The organism is Duganella callida, from assembly GCF_004614165.1.
Classification (GTDB): Bacteria; Pseudomonadota; Gammaproteobacteria; order Burkholderiales; family Burkholderiaceae_D; genus Rugamonas; species Rugamonas callida.
On record NZ_SPVG01000150.1, the window covers coordinates 1 to 16,956 of the forward strand.

Annotated in this window: 17 protein-coding genes; 12 read left to right on the forward strand and 5 right to left on the reverse strand. The window is 65.7% G+C overall.

Going from position 1 to position 16,956, the window contains the following annotated elements:
• The 3 genes from E4L98_RS14775 to E4L98_RS14785 form a co-directional block, all read left to right on the forward strand.
• Nucleotides 1-391: sugar phosphate nucleotidyltransferase (locus tag E4L98_RS14775; protein WP_267874912.1), on the forward strand; the 391-nt coding region annotated here is incomplete at its 5' end.
• 3 nt (nucleotides 392-394) lie between these two features.
• Complete coding sequence (def, locus tag E4L98_RS14780; protein WP_135202317.1) at nucleotides 395-931, forward strand: peptide deformylase; 537 nt, start codon at nucleotides 395-397, stop codon at nucleotides 929-931.
• A gap of 7 nt (nucleotides 932-938) precedes the next feature.
• Entirely contained in the window at nucleotides 939-1,901 is a 963-nt protein-coding gene (locus tag E4L98_RS14785) for an ion channel (RefSeq protein ID WP_135202318.1), read from the forward strand.
• On the opposite strand, the gene E4L98_RS14790 is transcribed toward E4L98_RS14785, so the two are convergent.
• On the reverse strand, nucleotides 1,898-2,326 hold the full coding sequence (locus tag E4L98_RS14790; protein WP_205746731.1) for a hypothetical protein: 429 nt from the start codon (nucleotides 2,324-2,326) through the stop codon (nucleotides 1,898-1,900). The genes E4L98_RS14785 and E4L98_RS14790 overlap by 4 nt on opposite strands.
• A gap of 47 nt (nucleotides 2,327-2,373) precedes the next feature.
• Nucleotides 2,374-3,459 (reverse strand): DNA topoisomerase IB, encoded by a 1,086-nt coding sequence (locus E4L98_RS14795; protein ID WP_135202319.1) that lies wholly within the window; start codon nucleotides 3,457-3,459, stop codon nucleotides 2,374-2,376.
• 189 nt (nucleotides 3,460-3,648) lie between these two features.
• Here E4L98_RS14795 and E4L98_RS14800 point away from each other — a divergent pair, with 189 nt between their 5' ends.
• Genes E4L98_RS14800 through urtE form a run of 6 tightly spaced genes read left to right on the forward strand, consistent with a single transcriptional unit; the run spans nucleotide 3,649 to nucleotide 10,317 of the window.
• Entirely contained in the window at nucleotides 3,649-4,767 is a 1,119-nt protein-coding gene (locus E4L98_RS14800) for a porin (RefSeq protein WP_135202320.1), read from the forward strand.
• 22 nt (nucleotides 4,768-4,789) lie between these two features.
• Nucleotides 4,790-6,046, forward strand: coding sequence for an urea ABC transporter substrate-binding protein (urtA, locus tag E4L98_RS14805; protein WP_135202321.1), 1,257 nt, complete (start codon nucleotides 4,790-4,792; stop codon nucleotides 6,044-6,046).
• Between the two features lie 58 nt (nucleotides 6,047-6,104).
• Nucleotides 6,105-7,691, forward strand: a complete 1,587-nt coding sequence (urtB, locus tag E4L98_RS14810) for an urea ABC transporter permease subunit UrtB (RefSeq protein WP_135202322.1) — start codon at nucleotides 6,105-6,107, stop codon at nucleotides 7,689-7,691.
• Nucleotides 7,688-8,761 carry an urea ABC transporter permease subunit UrtC gene (urtC, locus tag E4L98_RS14815; protein ID WP_135202323.1) on the forward strand — a complete coding sequence of 358 codons (1,074 nt, stop codon included), beginning with the start codon at nucleotides 7,688-7,690 and terminating at the stop codon, nucleotides 8,759-8,761. The genes urtB and urtC overlap by 4 nt, the downstream gene beginning before the upstream one ends.
• Nucleotides 8,758-9,615 carry an urea ABC transporter ATP-binding protein UrtD gene (gene urtD / locus E4L98_RS14820; protein WP_229257401.1) on the forward strand — a complete coding sequence of 286 codons (858 nt, stop codon included), beginning with the start codon at nucleotides 8,758-8,760 and terminating at the stop codon, nucleotides 9,613-9,615. Before urtC ends, urtD begins: the two co-directional genes overlap by 4 nt.
• Before the next feature lie 3 nt (nucleotides 9,616-9,618).
• Nucleotides 9,619-10,317, forward strand: coding sequence for an urea ABC transporter ATP-binding subunit UrtE (gene urtE, locus E4L98_RS14825; RefSeq protein WP_135202324.1), 699 nt, complete (start codon nucleotides 9,619-9,621; stop codon nucleotides 10,315-10,317).
• Here urtE and E4L98_RS14830 read toward each other — a convergent pair.
• Both E4L98_RS14830 and E4L98_RS14835 read right to left on the reverse strand, forming a co-directional pair.
• Nucleotides 10,295-11,374 (reverse strand): AI-2E family transporter, encoded by a 1,080-nt coding sequence (locus E4L98_RS14830; protein ID WP_167761337.1) that lies wholly within the window; start codon nucleotides 11,372-11,374, stop codon nucleotides 10,295-10,297. The genes urtE and E4L98_RS14830 overlap by 23 nt on opposite strands.
• A gap of 4 nt (nucleotides 11,375-11,378) precedes the next feature.
• Nucleotides 11,379-12,224, reverse strand: a complete 846-nt coding sequence (locus tag E4L98_RS14835; protein ID WP_135202326.1) for a c-type cytochrome — start codon at nucleotides 12,222-12,224, stop codon at nucleotides 11,379-11,381.
• Between the two features lie 44 nt (nucleotides 12,225-12,268).
• Here E4L98_RS14835 and E4L98_RS14840 point away from each other — a divergent pair, with 44 nt between their 5' ends.
• The 3 genes from E4L98_RS14840 to E4L98_RS14850 are packed head-to-tail and all read left to right on the forward strand — an operon-like array spanning nucleotide 12,269 to nucleotide 16,118.
• Complete coding sequence (locus tag E4L98_RS14840) at nucleotides 12,269-12,661, forward strand: c-type cytochrome (protein WP_229257402.1); 393 nt, start codon at nucleotides 12,269-12,271, stop codon at nucleotides 12,659-12,661.
• A complete protein-coding gene (locus tag E4L98_RS14845; protein WP_135202327.1) occupies nucleotides 12,658-13,632 on the forward strand; it encodes a cytochrome c oxidase subunit II in 975 nt (324 codons plus the stop codon). Before E4L98_RS14840 ends, E4L98_RS14845 begins: the two co-directional genes overlap by 4 nt.
• Entirely contained in the window at nucleotides 13,629-16,118 is a 2,490-nt protein-coding gene (locus tag E4L98_RS14850) for a cbb3-type cytochrome c oxidase subunit I (protein WP_135202328.1), read from the forward strand. The genes E4L98_RS14845 and E4L98_RS14850 overlap by 4 nt, the downstream gene beginning before the upstream one ends.
• Here the strand turns inward: E4L98_RS14850 and E4L98_RS14855 are convergent.
• Nucleotides 16,105-16,911, reverse strand: coding sequence for a substrate-binding periplasmic protein (locus tag E4L98_RS14855; RefSeq protein ID WP_229257403.1), 807 nt, complete (start codon nucleotides 16,909-16,911; stop codon nucleotides 16,105-16,107). The genes E4L98_RS14850 and E4L98_RS14855 overlap by 14 nt on opposite strands.
• Between the last annotated feature and the right edge of the window lie 45 nt (nucleotides 16,912-16,956).

The window sequence follows — 16,956 nt, forward strand, 5'->3', positions numbered from 1 at the left end:
TGCGGCCACGCGCCAATATGGTATCGTCAGCGCGACCGCATATCAGCCCAAGCTGGAAGTGGTGCACGGCATCGTCGAGAAGCCGGCGCCGGAAGTGGCGCCATCGACGCTGGCGGTGGTGGGACGCTATGTGCTGTCCGGCCGCATTTTCGACTATCTGGAAAATCTGGGCCAGGGCGCCGGCGGCGAAATCCAGCTGACCGACGGCATCGCCGCACTGATGAAGGATGAACGCGTGCTGGCTTACCGCTACGACGGCACCCGCTACGACTGCGGCTCCAAGCTCGGTTATCTGAAGGCAACCACCGCGATGGGCCTCAAGCACCTGGAAACCGGCGATGAATACTGCCGATTCCTGCGCGAGATTCAGTGCGAGATCAAAGGGGAATAAATCATGGCCGTGCGTGAAATCCTGAAGATGGGCGACCCCCGCCTGCTGCGTGTCGCCGAGCCGGTGACCGAGTTCGATACGCCCTACATGCGCGAGCTGATCGCCGACATGTTCGACACCATGCACGCGGCCAATGGCGCCGGTCTGGCGGCGCCGCAGATCGGCGTCAACCTGCAGCTGGTGATCTTCGGTTTCAAGCAAAACCTGCGCTACCCGGACGCGCCGCAGGTGCCGGAAACGGTATTAATCAATCCGGTGCTGACGCCGCTGTCGGAAGAGATGGAAGAAGGCTTCGAGGGCTGTTTGTCGGTGCCGGGCCTGCGCGGCAGCGTGCCGCGTTACGTCAAGCTGCGCTACGAAGGCGTGGACCAGTTCAATCACGCCATCAAGCGCGAGGTGGACGGCTTCCATGCGCGCGTGGTGCAGCACGAGGTGGACCACCTGCTGGGCAAGCTGTACCCGATGCGCATCCGGGACTTCTCCAAATTCGGCTTCACCGAGGTGATGTTCCCCGGCCTCGACCCCAACGACGACGACTGAGGCGGCCATGAGCGCCACGCCGCGCCGTCCGGCGCAACAGATCCCTCGACCGCGTGTCGGACAGGTGCGCGGCGGCTTCCAGCTCGGCACCTCGCAGATCAAGCGGGTGGGCGTCTCCTTCTGGCACTGGGGCGACATCTACCACTGGATGCTGACGTTGACCTGGCCGCGCTTCTTTGCGTTGATCGGCATGCTGTATTTCGTCACCAACCTCGGTTTCGCGCTGGCGTTCTTCGCCGTGCCGGGGTCCATCTCCAACGCGCGTCCCGGCTATTTTCCGGACTGCGTGTTCTTTTCCATCGAAACGCTGGCGACGGTGGGCTACGGCTACATGAATCCCGGCTCGACCTACGGCCACATCGTCGCTTCGACCGAGATCCTGCTCGGCATGGTGGAGGTGGCGGCGGTGACCGGGCTGCTGTTCGCGCGTTTTTCGCGCCCAACCTCGCGCATCATGTTTTCGGACGTGGCGGTGATCACGCCCTTCAACGGCGTACCGACACTGATGCTGCGCGCGGGGAACGAGCGCGCCAATCTGATACTGGAGGCGTCGGTGCGCGCCGCGCTGGTGCGGCGCGAAACCACGCAGGAAGGCCAGATCTTCACGCGCTTTTACGACCTGAAGCTGGAGCGCGATCAATCCGGCGTGTTCGCGCTGACCTGGACCATCCTGCACAGAATCGACGAATCCAGTCCGTTGTACGGCAAGACCCAGCAGGACCTGCATGATGAGGGCGCCACGCTGGCGGTGGCCATCTCCGGCACCGACGACACGCTGAACGACTTCGTTCACGCGCGCCAGACCTACGCGGCGGAACACATCTTCTTCAACCACCATTTCGCCGACATCCTTTCCGACAAAATGGAAGGAAATGTGCGCATCCTCGACTACAGCAAATTCCACGATATCTACCCGGACGGCACAGAAGGCGGCAGCATGCCCGGCGCCGCGCTGGCGCATCCGGGCTAGGGCGACTCGTCGGCCAGCAGGTCGCGCGCGTTCAGCAGCGCATAGACGATTTCCGGATGCGCGCGGAAGCAACGGCGCACGGCGGCCGGCAGCGCTTCATGCGTCCTGCGGCACAGGCCAGGTTGCTCCGCCAATTTGATCGACAAGCCCATCACCGTGCTGACGCCACGCGCGCTGGGCGTGATGGTGAGCGTGATGCCGAGCAGCTCGCGCAATTTGTGCATGATGCGGCCCAGATCTTCGTAAGTGCTGATCGCCTCGATGCGCTCGATCAGGCGTTTCTCTTCCTCGCGGGTGAGGCGCAGCACGCGGATATCGGCGTCCTCCGGCGCGCTGGCCCAGGCATCGAGCAGCTCGTCGCGTCCGCACACGCAGGCGCCGGGCGGACACTCTTTGCGGATGGGGAAAGGCGGCGGCACAGGCATGGAGACGGCGGGTCGGCGTTGAAGGCAGACCGGAATTCTACTCCTTTTTAGCGGGCCGCCGTCGCCGTTTGCAGACGCTGTTGCAACAGCGCTAACACGGCCGCTTCCTCGGGGCGCAGGGCGTGCAGGTCTTCCTGCAGTTCCTGCTGCGCGCGTTGGCGCAGCGTGGTGAGCATGGTGCCGTCCAGGTAGGATTCGATCACGGCCGGGTGGACGTAGCATTTGCGGCAGATGGTAGGCGTGTTGCCCAGTTTTTTGGCCACCGATTCGATGGCCTGCACCACGTTCTTCTTGGCCTGGGCGGCGGAATCGTATTTTTCGTATTCGAGCAGGGCCACGGCGGCCAGCACCGTGCCGGCCCAGGTACGGAAGTCCTTGGCCGTGTAGTCGGCGCCGGTGATGGTCTGCAGGTATTCGTTGACGTCGGCGGAATCCACCGCGTGCGGATTGCCGTCGTCGTCTTCGTACTGGAACAGTTCCTGGCCCGGCAGGTCGCGTACCTTGCGGATGATGTTGGCCAGCCGGCGGTCGTGCACCTCCACCGCATGGTGCACGCCGCTCTTGCCGCGGAAGCGGAACTGCACCGTGCTGCCGTCCAGCCGCACGTGGCGGCCGCGCAGCGTGGTCAGGCCGAACGATTTGTTCTCGCGCGCGTACTCCTCGTTCCCGATCCGCATCAGCGTCGCTTCCAGCAGGTGCACGATGGTGGCCAATATCTTCTCGCGCGGCAGGCCGGGCTTGCGCAGCGCTTCATCGGCGGCGCGGCGGATCGCCGGCAGCGCCTTGCCGAAGCTGAGCATGCGTTCGTACTTGGATTCGTCGCGGTGCGCGCGCCAGCGCGGGTGATAGCGATATTGCTTGCGTCCGCGCGCATCGCGTCCCGTGGCCTGCAAGTGGCCCAGCGCGTGCTTGCAGATCCAGACGTCTTCCCAGGCCGGCGGGATCACCAGCGATTTGATGCGCGCCAGCGTCGCCTCGTCGCGCACCGGCTGGCCGTCGGCACCGACGTAGTGGAACTGCTTGCCGCGCTTGCGTCGCGCGATGCCCGGCTGGTCGTCGTGAACATAACGCAGCCCGGCCGCCTTGGCGGCGACAGGGGGCGGGGCGGTCGCCGGCAGGTCATCACGTTTCATCGCAGTCCTCACTGAGCAAGTAAGCGCATCGTAGCCTGCGCTGCGGCCACGTGATGTGCGCAAACGCACGGAGCTTGCACGAGGCAAATACAAGATGCTGTGTGCTACGTACCACTACGTCATTCAACGTATTCCTTGAAGCTTGTCGTCTGATTAATCTTGTCTCATCCAAAACCAAGACGGGAGAGCATGATGGGGTTGAGCAAACGGCGGCTGCTGGCCATCGCAGTGGCGGCGGTCACGGGGAATGTGTGGGCCGGCGCCACGGTCAATTTCGGCGAGGCCAAGTCGGTCAGCGTCGGTTTCGGCCTGCGCGAGAGCTATACCAGCGCAGAGAACGCGGCGCCGGACGGCGGTCGCTCCAACGACTTTAACCTCGACAGCGGACGACTGTATTTCGGCGCCTCGCTGAACAAGAACATCAAGGGCATGTTCAACACCGAGTGGGACGGCGACAAGATCCGCGTGCTGGATGCGGCCGGGCAGTTCGCCATCTCGCCCGAGCTGAATATCTGGGCGGGCCGCCTGCTGTCGCCATCGGACCGCGCCAATATGGCCGGACCCTATTATTCGCTGGGTGGCGGTTACTGGGCCGGCGTGGCGTCGCGCTACGGCTACAACGGCGGCATCTTCCGCGGTCGTGACGACGGTGTGGTCGTCTGGGGCAATGTCGGCGACGGCGGCCGGCTGGGCTACTCGTTCGGCGCCTTTGAAGGCCATACCTTCGGCATCGGCTCGCTGACGCAGTCGCAGGCCAAGGCGGCCGGCATCAAGGCCGACGACTCACTGATGTACGCCGGCCGCGTGCAGTACGACTTCTGGGACGCGGAGCCGGGTTACTACGGCACCGGCAACTACCTGGGGCAGGCCGATATCCTGGCCATCGGCGTGGCCGGCCGCTATCAGAAGGACGGCATCCTGACCGTGGGCGCGGTCGGCAAATACAGCTCCTACAACGTCGACTTCCTGCTGGAGAAGCGCATCAAGGGCGCCGGCGCCTTCGCGCTGGAAGCCGCCTGGTACGACTACAACACCGACGACATCGTCAAGTCCGAGCAGGGCAAAGCCTATTCGGCCGGCGCCTCCTATATCTTCGAGGACAAGGCCGGATGGGGCAGGTTCCAGCCCTTCGTGCGCGCCCAGAAGTTCGCGGCCGACACCAATATCGACACCAAGCAGTATGACGTCGGCGTGAACTACATCATCGAAGGTTACAACGCGCAGGTCAGCGCGGTGTACTCCAAGACCAGGATCACCAGTGTCGCCGACCAGGACAAGTTCCAGATCGCGCTGCAACTTCAATACTGATTCATCACCACGGAGCTAACCCATGCAAAATCGTCGTCATTTTATCGGCACCCTGAGCCGCATCGCCGCCGCCACCACGCTGCTGGCCGCCGGTACCCAAGCCTACGCCGCGGACACCATCAAGGTCGGCATCCTGCATTCGCTGTCCGGCACCATGGCCATCTCGGAAACCTCGCTGAAGGACGTGGCGCTGATGACCATCGATGAGATCAACGCCAAGGGTGGCGTGTTGGGCAAGAAGCTGGAGCCCGTAGTGGTCGATCCGGCCTCGAACTGGCCGCTGTTCGCCGAAAAGGCGCGCGGCCTGATCGCCCAGGACAAGGTGGCCGTGGTGTTCGGCTGCTGGACCTCGGTGTCGCGCAAGTCGGTGCTGCCGGTGTTCAAGGAGCTGAACTCGCTGCTGTTCTACCCGGTGCAGTATGAGGGCGAAGAACTCGAGAAGAATGTGTTCTACACCGGCGCGGCGCCGAATCAGCAGGCGATTCCGGCGGTCGAATACCTGATGAGCAAGGACGGCGGCGGCGCCAAGCGCTTCGTGCTGCTGGGGACCGACTACGTCTATCCACGCACCACCAATAAAATCCTGCGCGCCTACCTGAAGAGCAAGGGCGTGAAGGACAGCGATATCGACGAAGTCTACACCCCGTTCGGTCACTCGGACTACCAGACCATCGTCGCCAACATCAAGAAGTTTTCGGCCGGCGGCAAGACGGCGGTGATCTCGACCATCAACGGCGATTCCAACGTGCCGTTCTACAAAGAGCTGGGCAATGCCGGCCTGAAGGCGACCGACGTGCCGGTGGTGGCGTTCTCGGTGGGCGAAGAGGAGCTGCGCGGCGTCGACACCAAGCCGCTGGTCGGCCATCTGGCGGCCTGGAACTACTTCGAATCGGTGAAGAACCCGGTCAACACGGACTTCATCAAGAAGTGGAAAGCCTATGCCGCCGCCAGGAAGCTGCCGAACGCAAACACGGTGGTGACCAACGATCCGATGGAAGCGACCTACGTCGGCATCCACATGTGGGCGCAGGCGGTGGAGAAAGCCAAGTCCACCGACACCGACAAGGTGATCGCGGCGATGGGCGGCCAGTCGTTCAAGGCGCCGTCGGGATTCACGCTGACCATGGATGCCACCAACCACCACCTGCACAAGCCGGTGTTCATCGGCGAGATCCGCCCGGACGGGCAGTTCAACGTGGTGTGGAAGACTCCTGGCCCGATCCGCGCCAATCCGTGGAGCCCGTTCATTCCGGGGAATGAAGGTAAGCAGAAGCTGTAAATCGTGATGCCCCGCACCGCAGCCGCGGCGCGGGGACGCTTCACCCGAGGACCAAGATATGCTGAAAAAAATCCTGCTGCTTGCCTGCCTGCTGTGCGCCGGCGCGGACACCTCCGCCGCCATCGCGCCGGAGGTGCTGGCGCCGCTGACCGGCGACGACCCGGACGCGCGCGTCGAAGCCGTCGCCAAAATCGGCGCGCTGGGCACCGATGAGGCCACGCGTTTCCTGTCCGCGCTGCAGAGCGGCGACGTCTACGCCACCCCGGACGGCAAACTGTACATCGTTGCCGACGACAAGGCCACCGACGTTGCCAGCGGCCTCACTGGCGCGCCGGGGACCATGCCCGATGGCCTGGACGGCCTGATGGTCAACAACCGCCTGCGCGGCGCCATCGACGACGCCCTGGCGGCGCTGAAGATGTTCTCGCCCGAGCGCGCGCAGCGTATGGCCGCTGCCACGGACATGCAAAAGAGCGCCGCGCCGGCGCAGGCGCCACTGATCGAAAAGGCGCTGGCCAGGGAAACCGACAGCCGGATTCGCGAGTTGCTGCAGCTGGCACTCGCCACCGCCAACCTGCACGCGCCGGAAGCCGCCAAACGCAAGGCGGCCGTGGAGGCGCTGGCCGACAGCAGCAACGCCAGCCTGCGTCCGCAGCTGCAATCGATGGTGGCAGGCGATGCCGACGAAAGCGTACGCGTCGCCGCCGCCCACACGTTGCAGGCGCTGGATAGCCGCCTCGCACGGACGGAATTCATCGGCAACGTCTTCTACGGCATCTCGCTGGCCAGCGTGCTGCTGCTGGCGGCGCTGGGCCTGGCCATCACCTTCGGCCTGATGGGCATCATCAACATGGCGCACGGCGAACTGCTGATGATAGGCGCCTACACCACTTATTTGTGCCAGCTTGCCTTCCGCCGCTGGGCGCCGGATGCGCTGGACTGGTATCTGGCCGCCGCGCTGCCGGCCGCGTTCATCGTCACGGCCGCCGTGGGCGTCGCGCTGGAACGCACGGTGATCCGCTGGCTATACGGCCGGCCGCTGGAAACCCTGCTGGCCACCTGGGGCATCAGCCTGATACTGATGCAGGCCGTACGCAGCATTTTCGGCGCGCAGAATGTGGAAGTCGCCAATCCGGCGTGGATGTCCGGCGGCGTCACGGTGCTCGGTTCGCTGGTGCTGGCCTACAACCGCATCGCCATCATCGTCTTTGCGTTGCTGGTGGTGGCCGGAGTGTGGCTGATCCTGAACAAGACGCGGCTTGGCCTGTTCGTGCGTGCCGTCATGCAGAACCGCCGCATGGCCGGCTGCGTCGGCGTCTCCACCGCGAAGATCGACATGATGACCTTCGGCCTCGGCTCCGGCATCGCCGGCCTCGGTGGCGTGGCGCTGTCGCAGCTGGGCAACGTCGGCCCGGATCTGGGACAAGGCTATATCGTCGATTCCTTCATGGTGGTGGTGCTGGGCGGCGTCGGACAACTGGCAGGCACCGTGATTGCCGCGCTGGGGCTGGGCGAGGCGAACAAATTCCTGGAGCCCGTCGCGGGCGCGGTGCTGGCCAAGATCGCCATCCTCATCTTCATCATCATCTTCATCCAGAAACGTCCGCAAGGGCTGTTCGCCATGAAAGGCAGGAGCGTCGAATGAACCGCACTTCCTTGTTTTCCCGCCCTGCGTGGGCCGCCATCGTGGCCGGCGTGGTGGTGCTGGCGGCGCTGCCGCTGCTGAACCTCATCTTCGCGGACGGCCATCCGCTGCATGTGCCCAGCTACATGGTCAGCCTGATCGGCAAATTCATGTGCTACGCGCTGGCAGCGCTGGCGCTGGACATGGTGTGGGGCTATGCCGGCATCCTGTCGCTGGGTCACGGCGTGTTCTTTGCGCTCGGCGCCTATGCCCACGGCATGTACCTGATGCGCGCCATCGGCCGCGAAGGCGTGTACCAGAGCGACCTGCCGGACTTTATGGTGTTCCTGGACTGGAAAGCCTATCCGTGGTACTGGAGCGGCACCGACAGCTTCTGGGTATCGCTGGCGCTGGTGGTGCTGGTGCCCGGCGTGCTGGCCTTTGTATTCGGCTATTTCGCCTTCCGCTCGCGTATCAAGGGCGTGTACTTCTCCATCATCACCCAGGCCATGACCTATGCCTTCATGCTGCTGTTCTTCCGGAATAACACCGGCTTCGGCGGGAATAACGGCTTCACCGATTTCAAACGCATTCTCGGTTTCCCGATCGCTGCGCCGGGCACCAAGGCCGCGTTGTACCTGGTGACGCTGGCGACGCTGGCCGGCGCGTTGCTGCTGTGCCGCTGGATCGTCACGTCGAAACTCGGGCGCGTGCTGCAGGCGGTGCGCGATTCGGAATCGCGGCTGATGTTCATCGGCTATAACCCGCTGTGGTTCAAACTGTTCGTGTGGACGCTGTCGGCGGTGCTGTGCGGGATCGCGGGCGCGCTGTACGTGCCGCAGGTGGGCATCATCAACCCGTCCGAGATGTCGCCGGCGAATTCGATCGAAATGGTGATCTGGGCGGCGGTCGGCGGACGCGGCACCCTGCTTGGCCCGGTGATCGGCGCCTTCTCGGTGAACGGTCTGAAAAGCTGGTTCACAGGCGCTTTCCCCGACCTGTGGCTGTTCGCCCTCGGTCTGATTTTTATCCTGGTCACGCGCTATCTGCCGCGCGGGCTGGCCGGTTTGATGCGTAAGGAGCAGGCATGAGCGTGAACGAACATCTGGACGAACGTCTGCGGCGCGAAGCCGGGCCGGATACGATCGGCGCGCAAGGTCCGTCGTATGGACGCGTCGCGGGCGAGGGGCTGGACACCACGCACGGCGCCATCCTTTATCTGGAAGAGATCAGCGTGGTGTTCGACGGCTTCCGCGCGCTGAACAAACTGAGTCTGGACATCTCGGTCGGCGAGCTGCGCTGCATCATCGGCCCGAATGGCGCCGGCAAGACCACCATGATGGACGTCATCACCGGCAAGACGCGGCCGACGTCGGGCACGGCCTTCTTCGGTCAGACCATGGACCTGAGCCGCATGAGCGAACACCAGATCGCGCACGCCGGCATCGGCCGCAAGTTCCAGCGGCCGACGGTGTTCGAGCAGCACACGGTGTTCGAGAACCTGGAACTGGCCATGAAGATGGACAAGCGCGTGCGGCCCACGCTGTTCGCGCGTCTCGGTTCCGAACAGCGCGGCAAGATCGAGGACATCCTCAAGCTGATACGCCTGAACGGCAGCGAGCGGCGGCTGGCGGGTTTGCTGTCGCACGGGCAGAAGCAATGGCTGGAAATCGGCATGCTGCTGATGCAGGAACCGCAACTGATTCTGCTGGACGAGCCGGTGGCCGGCATGTCGGACGCCGAGACGGCGCGCACGGCGGAACTGCTCAACGAATTGCGCGGCAAGCATTCGATCATGGTGGTGGAACACGACATGGCCTTCGTCACCGAGATCGCGCAGCAGGGTGTAGTGACGGTGCTGCACGAGGGCTCGGTGCTGGCGCAGGGGCGCATGGCCGAGGTACAGGCCGACGAGCGGGTGATCGAAGTTTATCTGGGACGCTGACTTATGCTGCAAGTGGAAAAAATCAATCAGTACTACGGCTCCTCGCATACGCTGCGCGGCGTGTCGCTGGAACTGGAGCGGGGCAAGTGCATGGCGCTGCTGGGCCGCAATGGCGTCGGCAAGACCACGCTGCTCAAGTGCCTGATGGGCGTTCTGCCCGTATCGGCGGGCAGCGTACGGCTGGAAGGGCGCGACATCACACGGCTGCCGCCACACCAGCGTGCACGCGCCGGCATCGCTTACGTGCCGCAGGGGCGGGAAATCTTCGCGCGTCTGACGGTGGAGGAGAATTTGCTGATGGGGCTAGCCACGCATCGCGGCAAAAAGGCGTCCACCATCAAGGGCGAAGTCTACGAGCTGTTCCCGGTGCTGAAGGAGATGCTGCACCGGCGCGGCGGCGACCTGTCCGGCGGCCAACAGCAGCAGCTGGCGATCGCCCGCGCGCTGCTGGCCGAGCCCAGGCTGATCATCCTCGACGAGCCGACCGAAGGGATCCAGCCGTCCATCATCAAGGACATCGGCAACGTCATCCGCCTGCTGCGCCAGCGCGGCGACATGGCGATCCTGCTGTGCGAACAGTATTTCGATTTCGCCCACGAACTGGCGGATCAGTTCATGGTGCTGTCGCGCGGCGAGGTGGTGGCCTCCGGTGCGCAGGCGGCGATGAGCGATCCCGAGGTCAAGCGTCACCTGGCGGTGTAGCGCTGTCGTGCAGCACATCCTGGACGTACAGCATGGTGACCAGTACCGCCAGCACCGCCGCCAGCGGCGTGGCCAGCGCGACGCCGGCCAGGCCGAACAGGGCGCCGCACAGCACCTGCGTGGCGATGGTCAGCGCCGGCGGCAGCGCCACGCTGCGCGATTCGATCAGTGGCGACAGCAGGTAGCCTTCCACCGTCTGGATGCCGAGGAACAGCAGGATGGTGTACAGGCCCAGTTGCGGACTGTCCGAGAAGGCGATCAACACCGCCGGCACGCCCGCCATCAGTGGGCCGATGTAGGGGATGAAGTCGAGCAGGCCGGCGATCAGGCCCAATACCATCGCCAGCGGCACCCCGAGCAGCCACAGGCCGATGGCGGTGGCCACGCCGACCACGATCATCGACACCAGTTTGCCCACCAGCCAGCGCGCCAGCGTGTCGCCGATGGTGTCCAGCACTTCGCGCACGCGCGGGCGGCGCTGTTGCGGAATCAGTTTCAGGAAGCCGCTGATGTAGACGGCGGGCTGCGCGGCGAAATACAGTCCCACGCAAAGAATGATCACCACATTGCCCAGTGCTCCCAGAACTCCGCTGAACACCAGACCCGCGTTGGGCGCCAGGGCCGTGAGCTGCTTGCGGATGGCGTCGGCGCTGGGCAGGTCGGACAGGATGCTGTGTAAAAAAGCATTCCTGGCGACGGCGGCACGCAAGCGCTCTATCGATTCCGGCACCACCGAGCCAAGTTCCGTCGCCTGTTCGGCGATCTGCGGGGCCAGTGCCCAGCTGCCACCGCCGATCAAGGCGGCCAGTGCGGCGGCGATAACGGTCAGGGCGATACCGCGCCGCACCGCCAGCCGCGCGGCCATGCGCCGGCTTAATTCGTACAGCAGGATGGCGAACAGCGCGCAGGCGAACAGCAGCAGGAAGACTTCGGCGCCGTACCACAGCGCCGCCAACGTGAGGAAGAACAGCATGCCGACGCCATAGGCCAGCACCACGCGGTGCAGGTAGCTGCGTTGATTCGGCGGGGAGGGCGGCTTGGGTGTGGTGGTCGTCATGACGCTATCGTGCCAGCAGATAGGCGGCGATATCGCGCGCATCGGATTCTGTGACGTCCAGCGCCGGCATGGCGGTCGACGGATCCATGCGCTGCGGGTCGCGTATCCACCGCGCCAGGTTATCGGCGGTGTTGGGCAGATGCCCGGCGATGTACTGGCGCTCTCCCAGCCCGCGCAGCGGCGGGCCGACGAAGGTGGCCGGCCCGGTCACGCCGGGGATGACGTGGCAGGCATTGCAGGCGTACTGCGTCAGGGCCAGGCGGCCGTTTTCGGCATCGGGGTGCGGGTGCGGCGGGCGTGCGGCGCGCGCGGGATGGCCGGCCTGTTCGGCCATGGCCGCATAGCCTGCCGGCGACAGGCGCGGCAACACGGTCAGAAAGGCGACTATCGCCCAGATATCCTCTTCGGCCAGATGAAATTCCCAGGCCGGCATGCCGCTCATCTTGATGCCGTGGCGCGTGATCCAGTACATCTCGTTGTGCCGCCAACGGCGCGCGGCGTCGGCCAGGGAACCGGGCACCGGCTGCATGCTGCGGCCGATTTCGCCTTGTGCCACGCCCGGCGCGCCGTGGCACTGCAGGCAATTGTCGCGATACAGTCCGGCGCCGCGCAGCGCTACCTCGGCATGGGCGACGGATGGCGGCGCCGTGACCTCGCGCGCGTGATGGCGCACGGATTCGCGCATGCCGATTTCCAGCAGCGTATGCACCCACTGGAAGTGCGAGCGCGTCGCGGCCACGTTGTAATAACCGCCGTAGAGCAGCAACGTGCCGACGGCCGCCGCCAGCACCGCCAGTGCCGCAAGGGTGGCGCCCACCGTGATGACGACAAGTCGGCGCCGCTGGGTCATCGGCAGTGTCCTATTGAAAAAGATTAATAAATATCGTTCGTGTATTGTATCGATTCGACAGTCCGGGACTGATTCCAATCGTGCGCATCCTGTTCCTTCTTCCGTTGGCCTGGCTGACCGCATGCGATGGCGGTGCGGGACCGGTGCGGGTGCAGGGCGGCGACGCCGCGCGCGGCAAGCTGCTGCTGGCGCAGTACCAGTGCGGCGCGTGTCACCGGATCGAGGGTGTGGCCGCCGCGCGCGGACAAATCGGGCCGCCGCTCGACGGTTTCGGCCAGCGCAGCTATATCGCGGGCAGCGTGCCCAATGCCCCCGGGACGCTGGTGCGCTGGCTGATCGACCCGGCCGCGCTGAAGCCGGGCACCGCCATGCCGGCGATGGGCGTGTCCGCGGACGACGCGCGCCATATGGCGGCATATCTGTACGCGACGCCATGAGCGCGCGGCCGCAATCGGTGCTGCATCCCGGCGGCTGGGATGCGGAAGTGACCGCGCATCTGGCCTGGGTGTTGATCGGCGGCGCGGCGCTGGCGTTCGCGGGGGTGATGGTGGTCTGCGCGTTGGGATTGCGCCGCCAGCGCGAGGTGCGCCCGCGCCGCTGGCTGCTGGGAGCCGGCGTCGCGCTGCCGTCGGTGGCGCTGCTGGCGCTGTTGCTGTACTCGGTGTGGCGCGGGGCGCTGTTGAGTGAGGTATCGTCACGCCAGACGGTGCGGATCGCCGTGGTGGCGCACATGTGGTGGTGGGAGGTGCGCTATACGGACCCCACCGGCGGCGCGGATATCGTGCTGGCCAACGAGATCCGGCTGCCGGTCGGCCAGCCGGTGTATCTGGGCTTGAGCAGCGCGGATGTGATCCACAGTTTCTGGGCGCCGGCGCTGGCGGGCAAGGTGGACATGGTGCCGGGACGCGTACATGGCCTGATGCTGCGGGCGCGGCAGCCCGGCGTCTACCGCGTGCAGTGTGCGGAATACTGCGGCGAACAGCATGCGCGCATGGCGCTGCACGTGGTGGCGCTGGGCGAGCGGGAATTCGCGGCCTGGCTGGCGGCGCAGGCGCTGCCCGCGCGCGCCAACGCGAGCGCCAATGCGAGCGCCAATGCAGCGGGACGGCGCGTGTTCGAGGCGCGGCGCTGCGCCGCATGCCACACGGTGCGCGGAGTCGGCGACCACGCCATCGGAGGCGCTGGCGTGGCTGCTGGCACGGATGGCGGCGGTCTGGGGCCGGATCTGACGCATGTGGGCAGCCGGCTGTACCTCGGCGCCGGTACGCTGCGCAACGGGCGCGCGGCGCTGCGGCAATGGATCGCCGATCCGCATCACCTCAAGCCGGGCGTGCGCATGCCGGCAAGCACCGACATGAGCGCGACCGATCTGCAGGCGCTGGCGGCCTGGCTGGAGGCGCTGCAATGACGGCGCCGCGCGACACTCTGCCCAGTTCCGTGCCGCGGCCGCCGGACGAGCTGGAACGCCTGGACCGCATCTGGCGCACGCCGCGCGGGCTGCGCTTTTTCACTACCGTGAACAACTCGACGATAGGCGTGCTCTACATCGGCACCGCGCTGCTGTTCTTCCTGCTGGCCGGGGTATTGGGTCTGCTGATCCGCGCGCAACTGGCGGTGCCGGACAACACGCTGCTCAGTCCCGGCATCTACAATCAGATTTTCACCATGCACGGCACGGTGATGATGTTTTTGTTCGCGATTCCGGTGGTGGAGGCGGTCTCGGTATTCCTGCTGCCGGCCATGCTGGGCGCGCGCGACCTGCCGTTTCCGCGCTTGTCGGCGTACGCTTACTGGGCCTATGCGGTGGGCGGCATCGGCTTTTTCTGCAGCCTGTTCGCGGGCCTGGCGCCGGACGGCGGCTGGTTCATGTACCCGCCGCTGACCAGCAAGGAATATTCGCCCGACATCAACGCGGATTTCTGGCTGCTCGGCATAGGCTTTATCGAAATCTCGGCCATCGCCGGCGCAGTGGAGCTGATCGTCGGCATTCTGTTCACGCGCGCGCCCGGCATGCGCCTGAGCCGCATGCCGGTCTACGCCTGGTCCATGCTGGTGATCGCGCTGATGGTGGTGTTCGCGTTCCCGGCGGTGATCGCCGGAACCGCGCTGCTGGAGCTGGAACGGGCCTACGACTGGCCGTTCTTCATTCCGGCGCGCGGCGGCGACCCGATACTGTGGCAGCACCTGTTCTGGTTCTTCGGCCATCCCGAGGTGTACATCATTTTCCTGCCGGCGGCCGGCATGGTGTCGGTGATGCTGCCCGCCCTGGTGGGCACACCGCTGGTGGGACGCAGTGCGGTGGTATGGGCGCTGGCGGCGGTGGGCGTCATCAGCTTTGCGCTGTGGGCGCACCATATGTTCACCGCCGGCTTGAACCTGTGGTCGTCCGCGCTGGTGTCGGCGGCCAGCATGGTGGTGGCGATACCGACGTCGCTGCAGGTATTCGCCTGGATCGCGACGTTGTGGCGCGGCCGCGTGGAATGGAACGCGCCGACGCTGTTCATCCTCGGCTTCCTGTTCATCTTCGTGCTGGGCGGGCTGACCGGCGTGATGGTCGCGGTGCTGCCGTTCGACTGGCAGGCGCACGACAGTTACTTCATCGTCGCTCACCTGCATTATGTACTGATCGGCGGGCTGGTATTTCCGCTGTTCGCCGCCCTGTACTACTGGATGCCGCTGCTGAACGGCCACCGCCTGTCGGAAGCCGCCGCGCGCTGGGTATTCGGCCTGATGTTCACCGGTATGAACCTGACCTTCTTCCCCGTGCATGTCAGCGGTCTGCTCGGCATGCCGCGCCGCGTCTACACCTATGCGGCGGAGATGGGCTGGGGCGCGCTGAATCTGGTGTCCACGACAGGCGCGGTGCTGCTGGCCGCGGGCGTGGCGCTGTTCGTGGTCGATGCCGCCCGCACGCTGCGCAAACCGAAGCAAAAGCATGGCAATCCGTGGCGGGCGCCGACGCTGGAGTGGCTGCCCGCGGAAGACTACGCCACGCGCAGCATTCCGGACGTGCGCTCGGCGGAGCCGCTGTGGGAGCAGCCGGACCTGGCGCGCGAGGTCGGGGAGGGCGCGCACTGGCTGCCCGGCAGCGCCACCGGACGGCGCGAAACCATCGTCACCAGCGTGCGTGACGCGCGGCCGCTGTATCTGCTGGTGCTGCCCGGCGATAGCTGGTGGCCGCTGGCCGCCGCCGTGGGCACGGCCGGCTTCTTCCTGCTGTTGACGGTGCACATGACGGCGCCGGCCTGGCTGTGCGGCGTCGCCGCCGTGGCCGCGGTGCTGGCCTGGATGTGGCAGTCCGACAGCCTGCCGCCGCAACGCATGGCGCGCGTGGCGGACCGGGTGATGCTGCCGATCGGCGCGCGCGGCGCCGCCTCGCATTCGTTCTGGGCCACGATCATCACGCTGGTGGTGGACGCCACGGTGTTCGCCTCGCTCGTTTTCGCGCACCTGCACACGGCCATGCGGCTGGAAATCTGTCCGCCGCCCGGCAGCGGGCTGGCGCCGCTGCGCATGAGCGGAATGGCCTGCGGCCTGCTGCTGGTCGGTTCGTTATGCATGGAATGGGGCCGGCGGCGGGGCGGCCAGTGGCCGGCGGTGATGCTGGCGCTGGCGTTCATGCTGGGCGGTGTCGCGCTGCAGCTCACCGCGCACGCGGGCCTGAATCCGACGCAGCACGCGTGGGACGCCACGGTGGCGGCGATGCTGGCCTACCAGGCGCTGCATGCCGCGCTGCTGGTGGTGCTGGCCGCCTATCTGTGCGCGCGTATCTGGAGCGGCCGTCTGACGCTCGTCAACCGCGCCACGCTCGACAACTGCGCGCTGGTGTGGCACTACACCACCCTGCAGGGCATCGGTCTGGCGGTGGCGCTGCGCCTGATCAGTGGGTCTTGAAGAAGTTGCGGGCAATGGCCTCGATTTCGCCGTTGCGCTTCATTTGATAGATGGCGTTGTCGAACTGTTTGACGAAGTCGGTCTTGTAACCGAACCTGCCGTTATCGCGGTCGGTGAAGCCGAGAAAGCCCTGTTCGGTGGCGATTTCGGTGGCCTCGGCCAGTTCGGCGTGACTGCCGCCCTCGTCGTATCTGCCGCCCGCCTTCAGCTGTTTCAGCGTCCACTGGATCGACCGCCGGTCATTGATGTAGCAGTCGATGCGTCTCAAGCCCAGCTTGATGATATTGGTTTCGCTGTCGCGGGCTTCCTCGACGCGCAGCCGGCCGGCGCGGACCGCCTGCTCGAACGCTACGCCGCCGACGATGAAACCGGCGTTGTTGCCGATGGTGAGGCCGTAAAAGTCCTGCGGCCAGCGCTTGCGCGGCCCGGCGGCCAGCACGTCCTTGCGACAGACCGCGACCACTTTTTCGTCGTACAGCGGCAGCGAATACGGCCAGGTCCAGGGCTCGTCCGTGGTGTTCATATACGGCGGATAAAGCGCCAAGGCGGTGCCGGACTTCAGCAGCGCCATCCCGCGTTTCCATGGCACGGTCTGCACTTCGATCCGGTACCCCTTCATACGCGTAAAGGCCGCGCGCACGATCTCGTAATACAGCCCGGCGGGCTTGCCGTTCTTTTCGTAGGAATAGGGCGGATAGCCGGCGTCGGCGTAGATGGTGACCGGAATATCGCCGGCCCGCGCGGCCGCGCTGAACACTGCCGAGATCAGGAAGGTGAGCCAGGGTTTAACCACACTACGCGCCGGAGTCATGTCAACCGGTCCATGCTAACACGATAG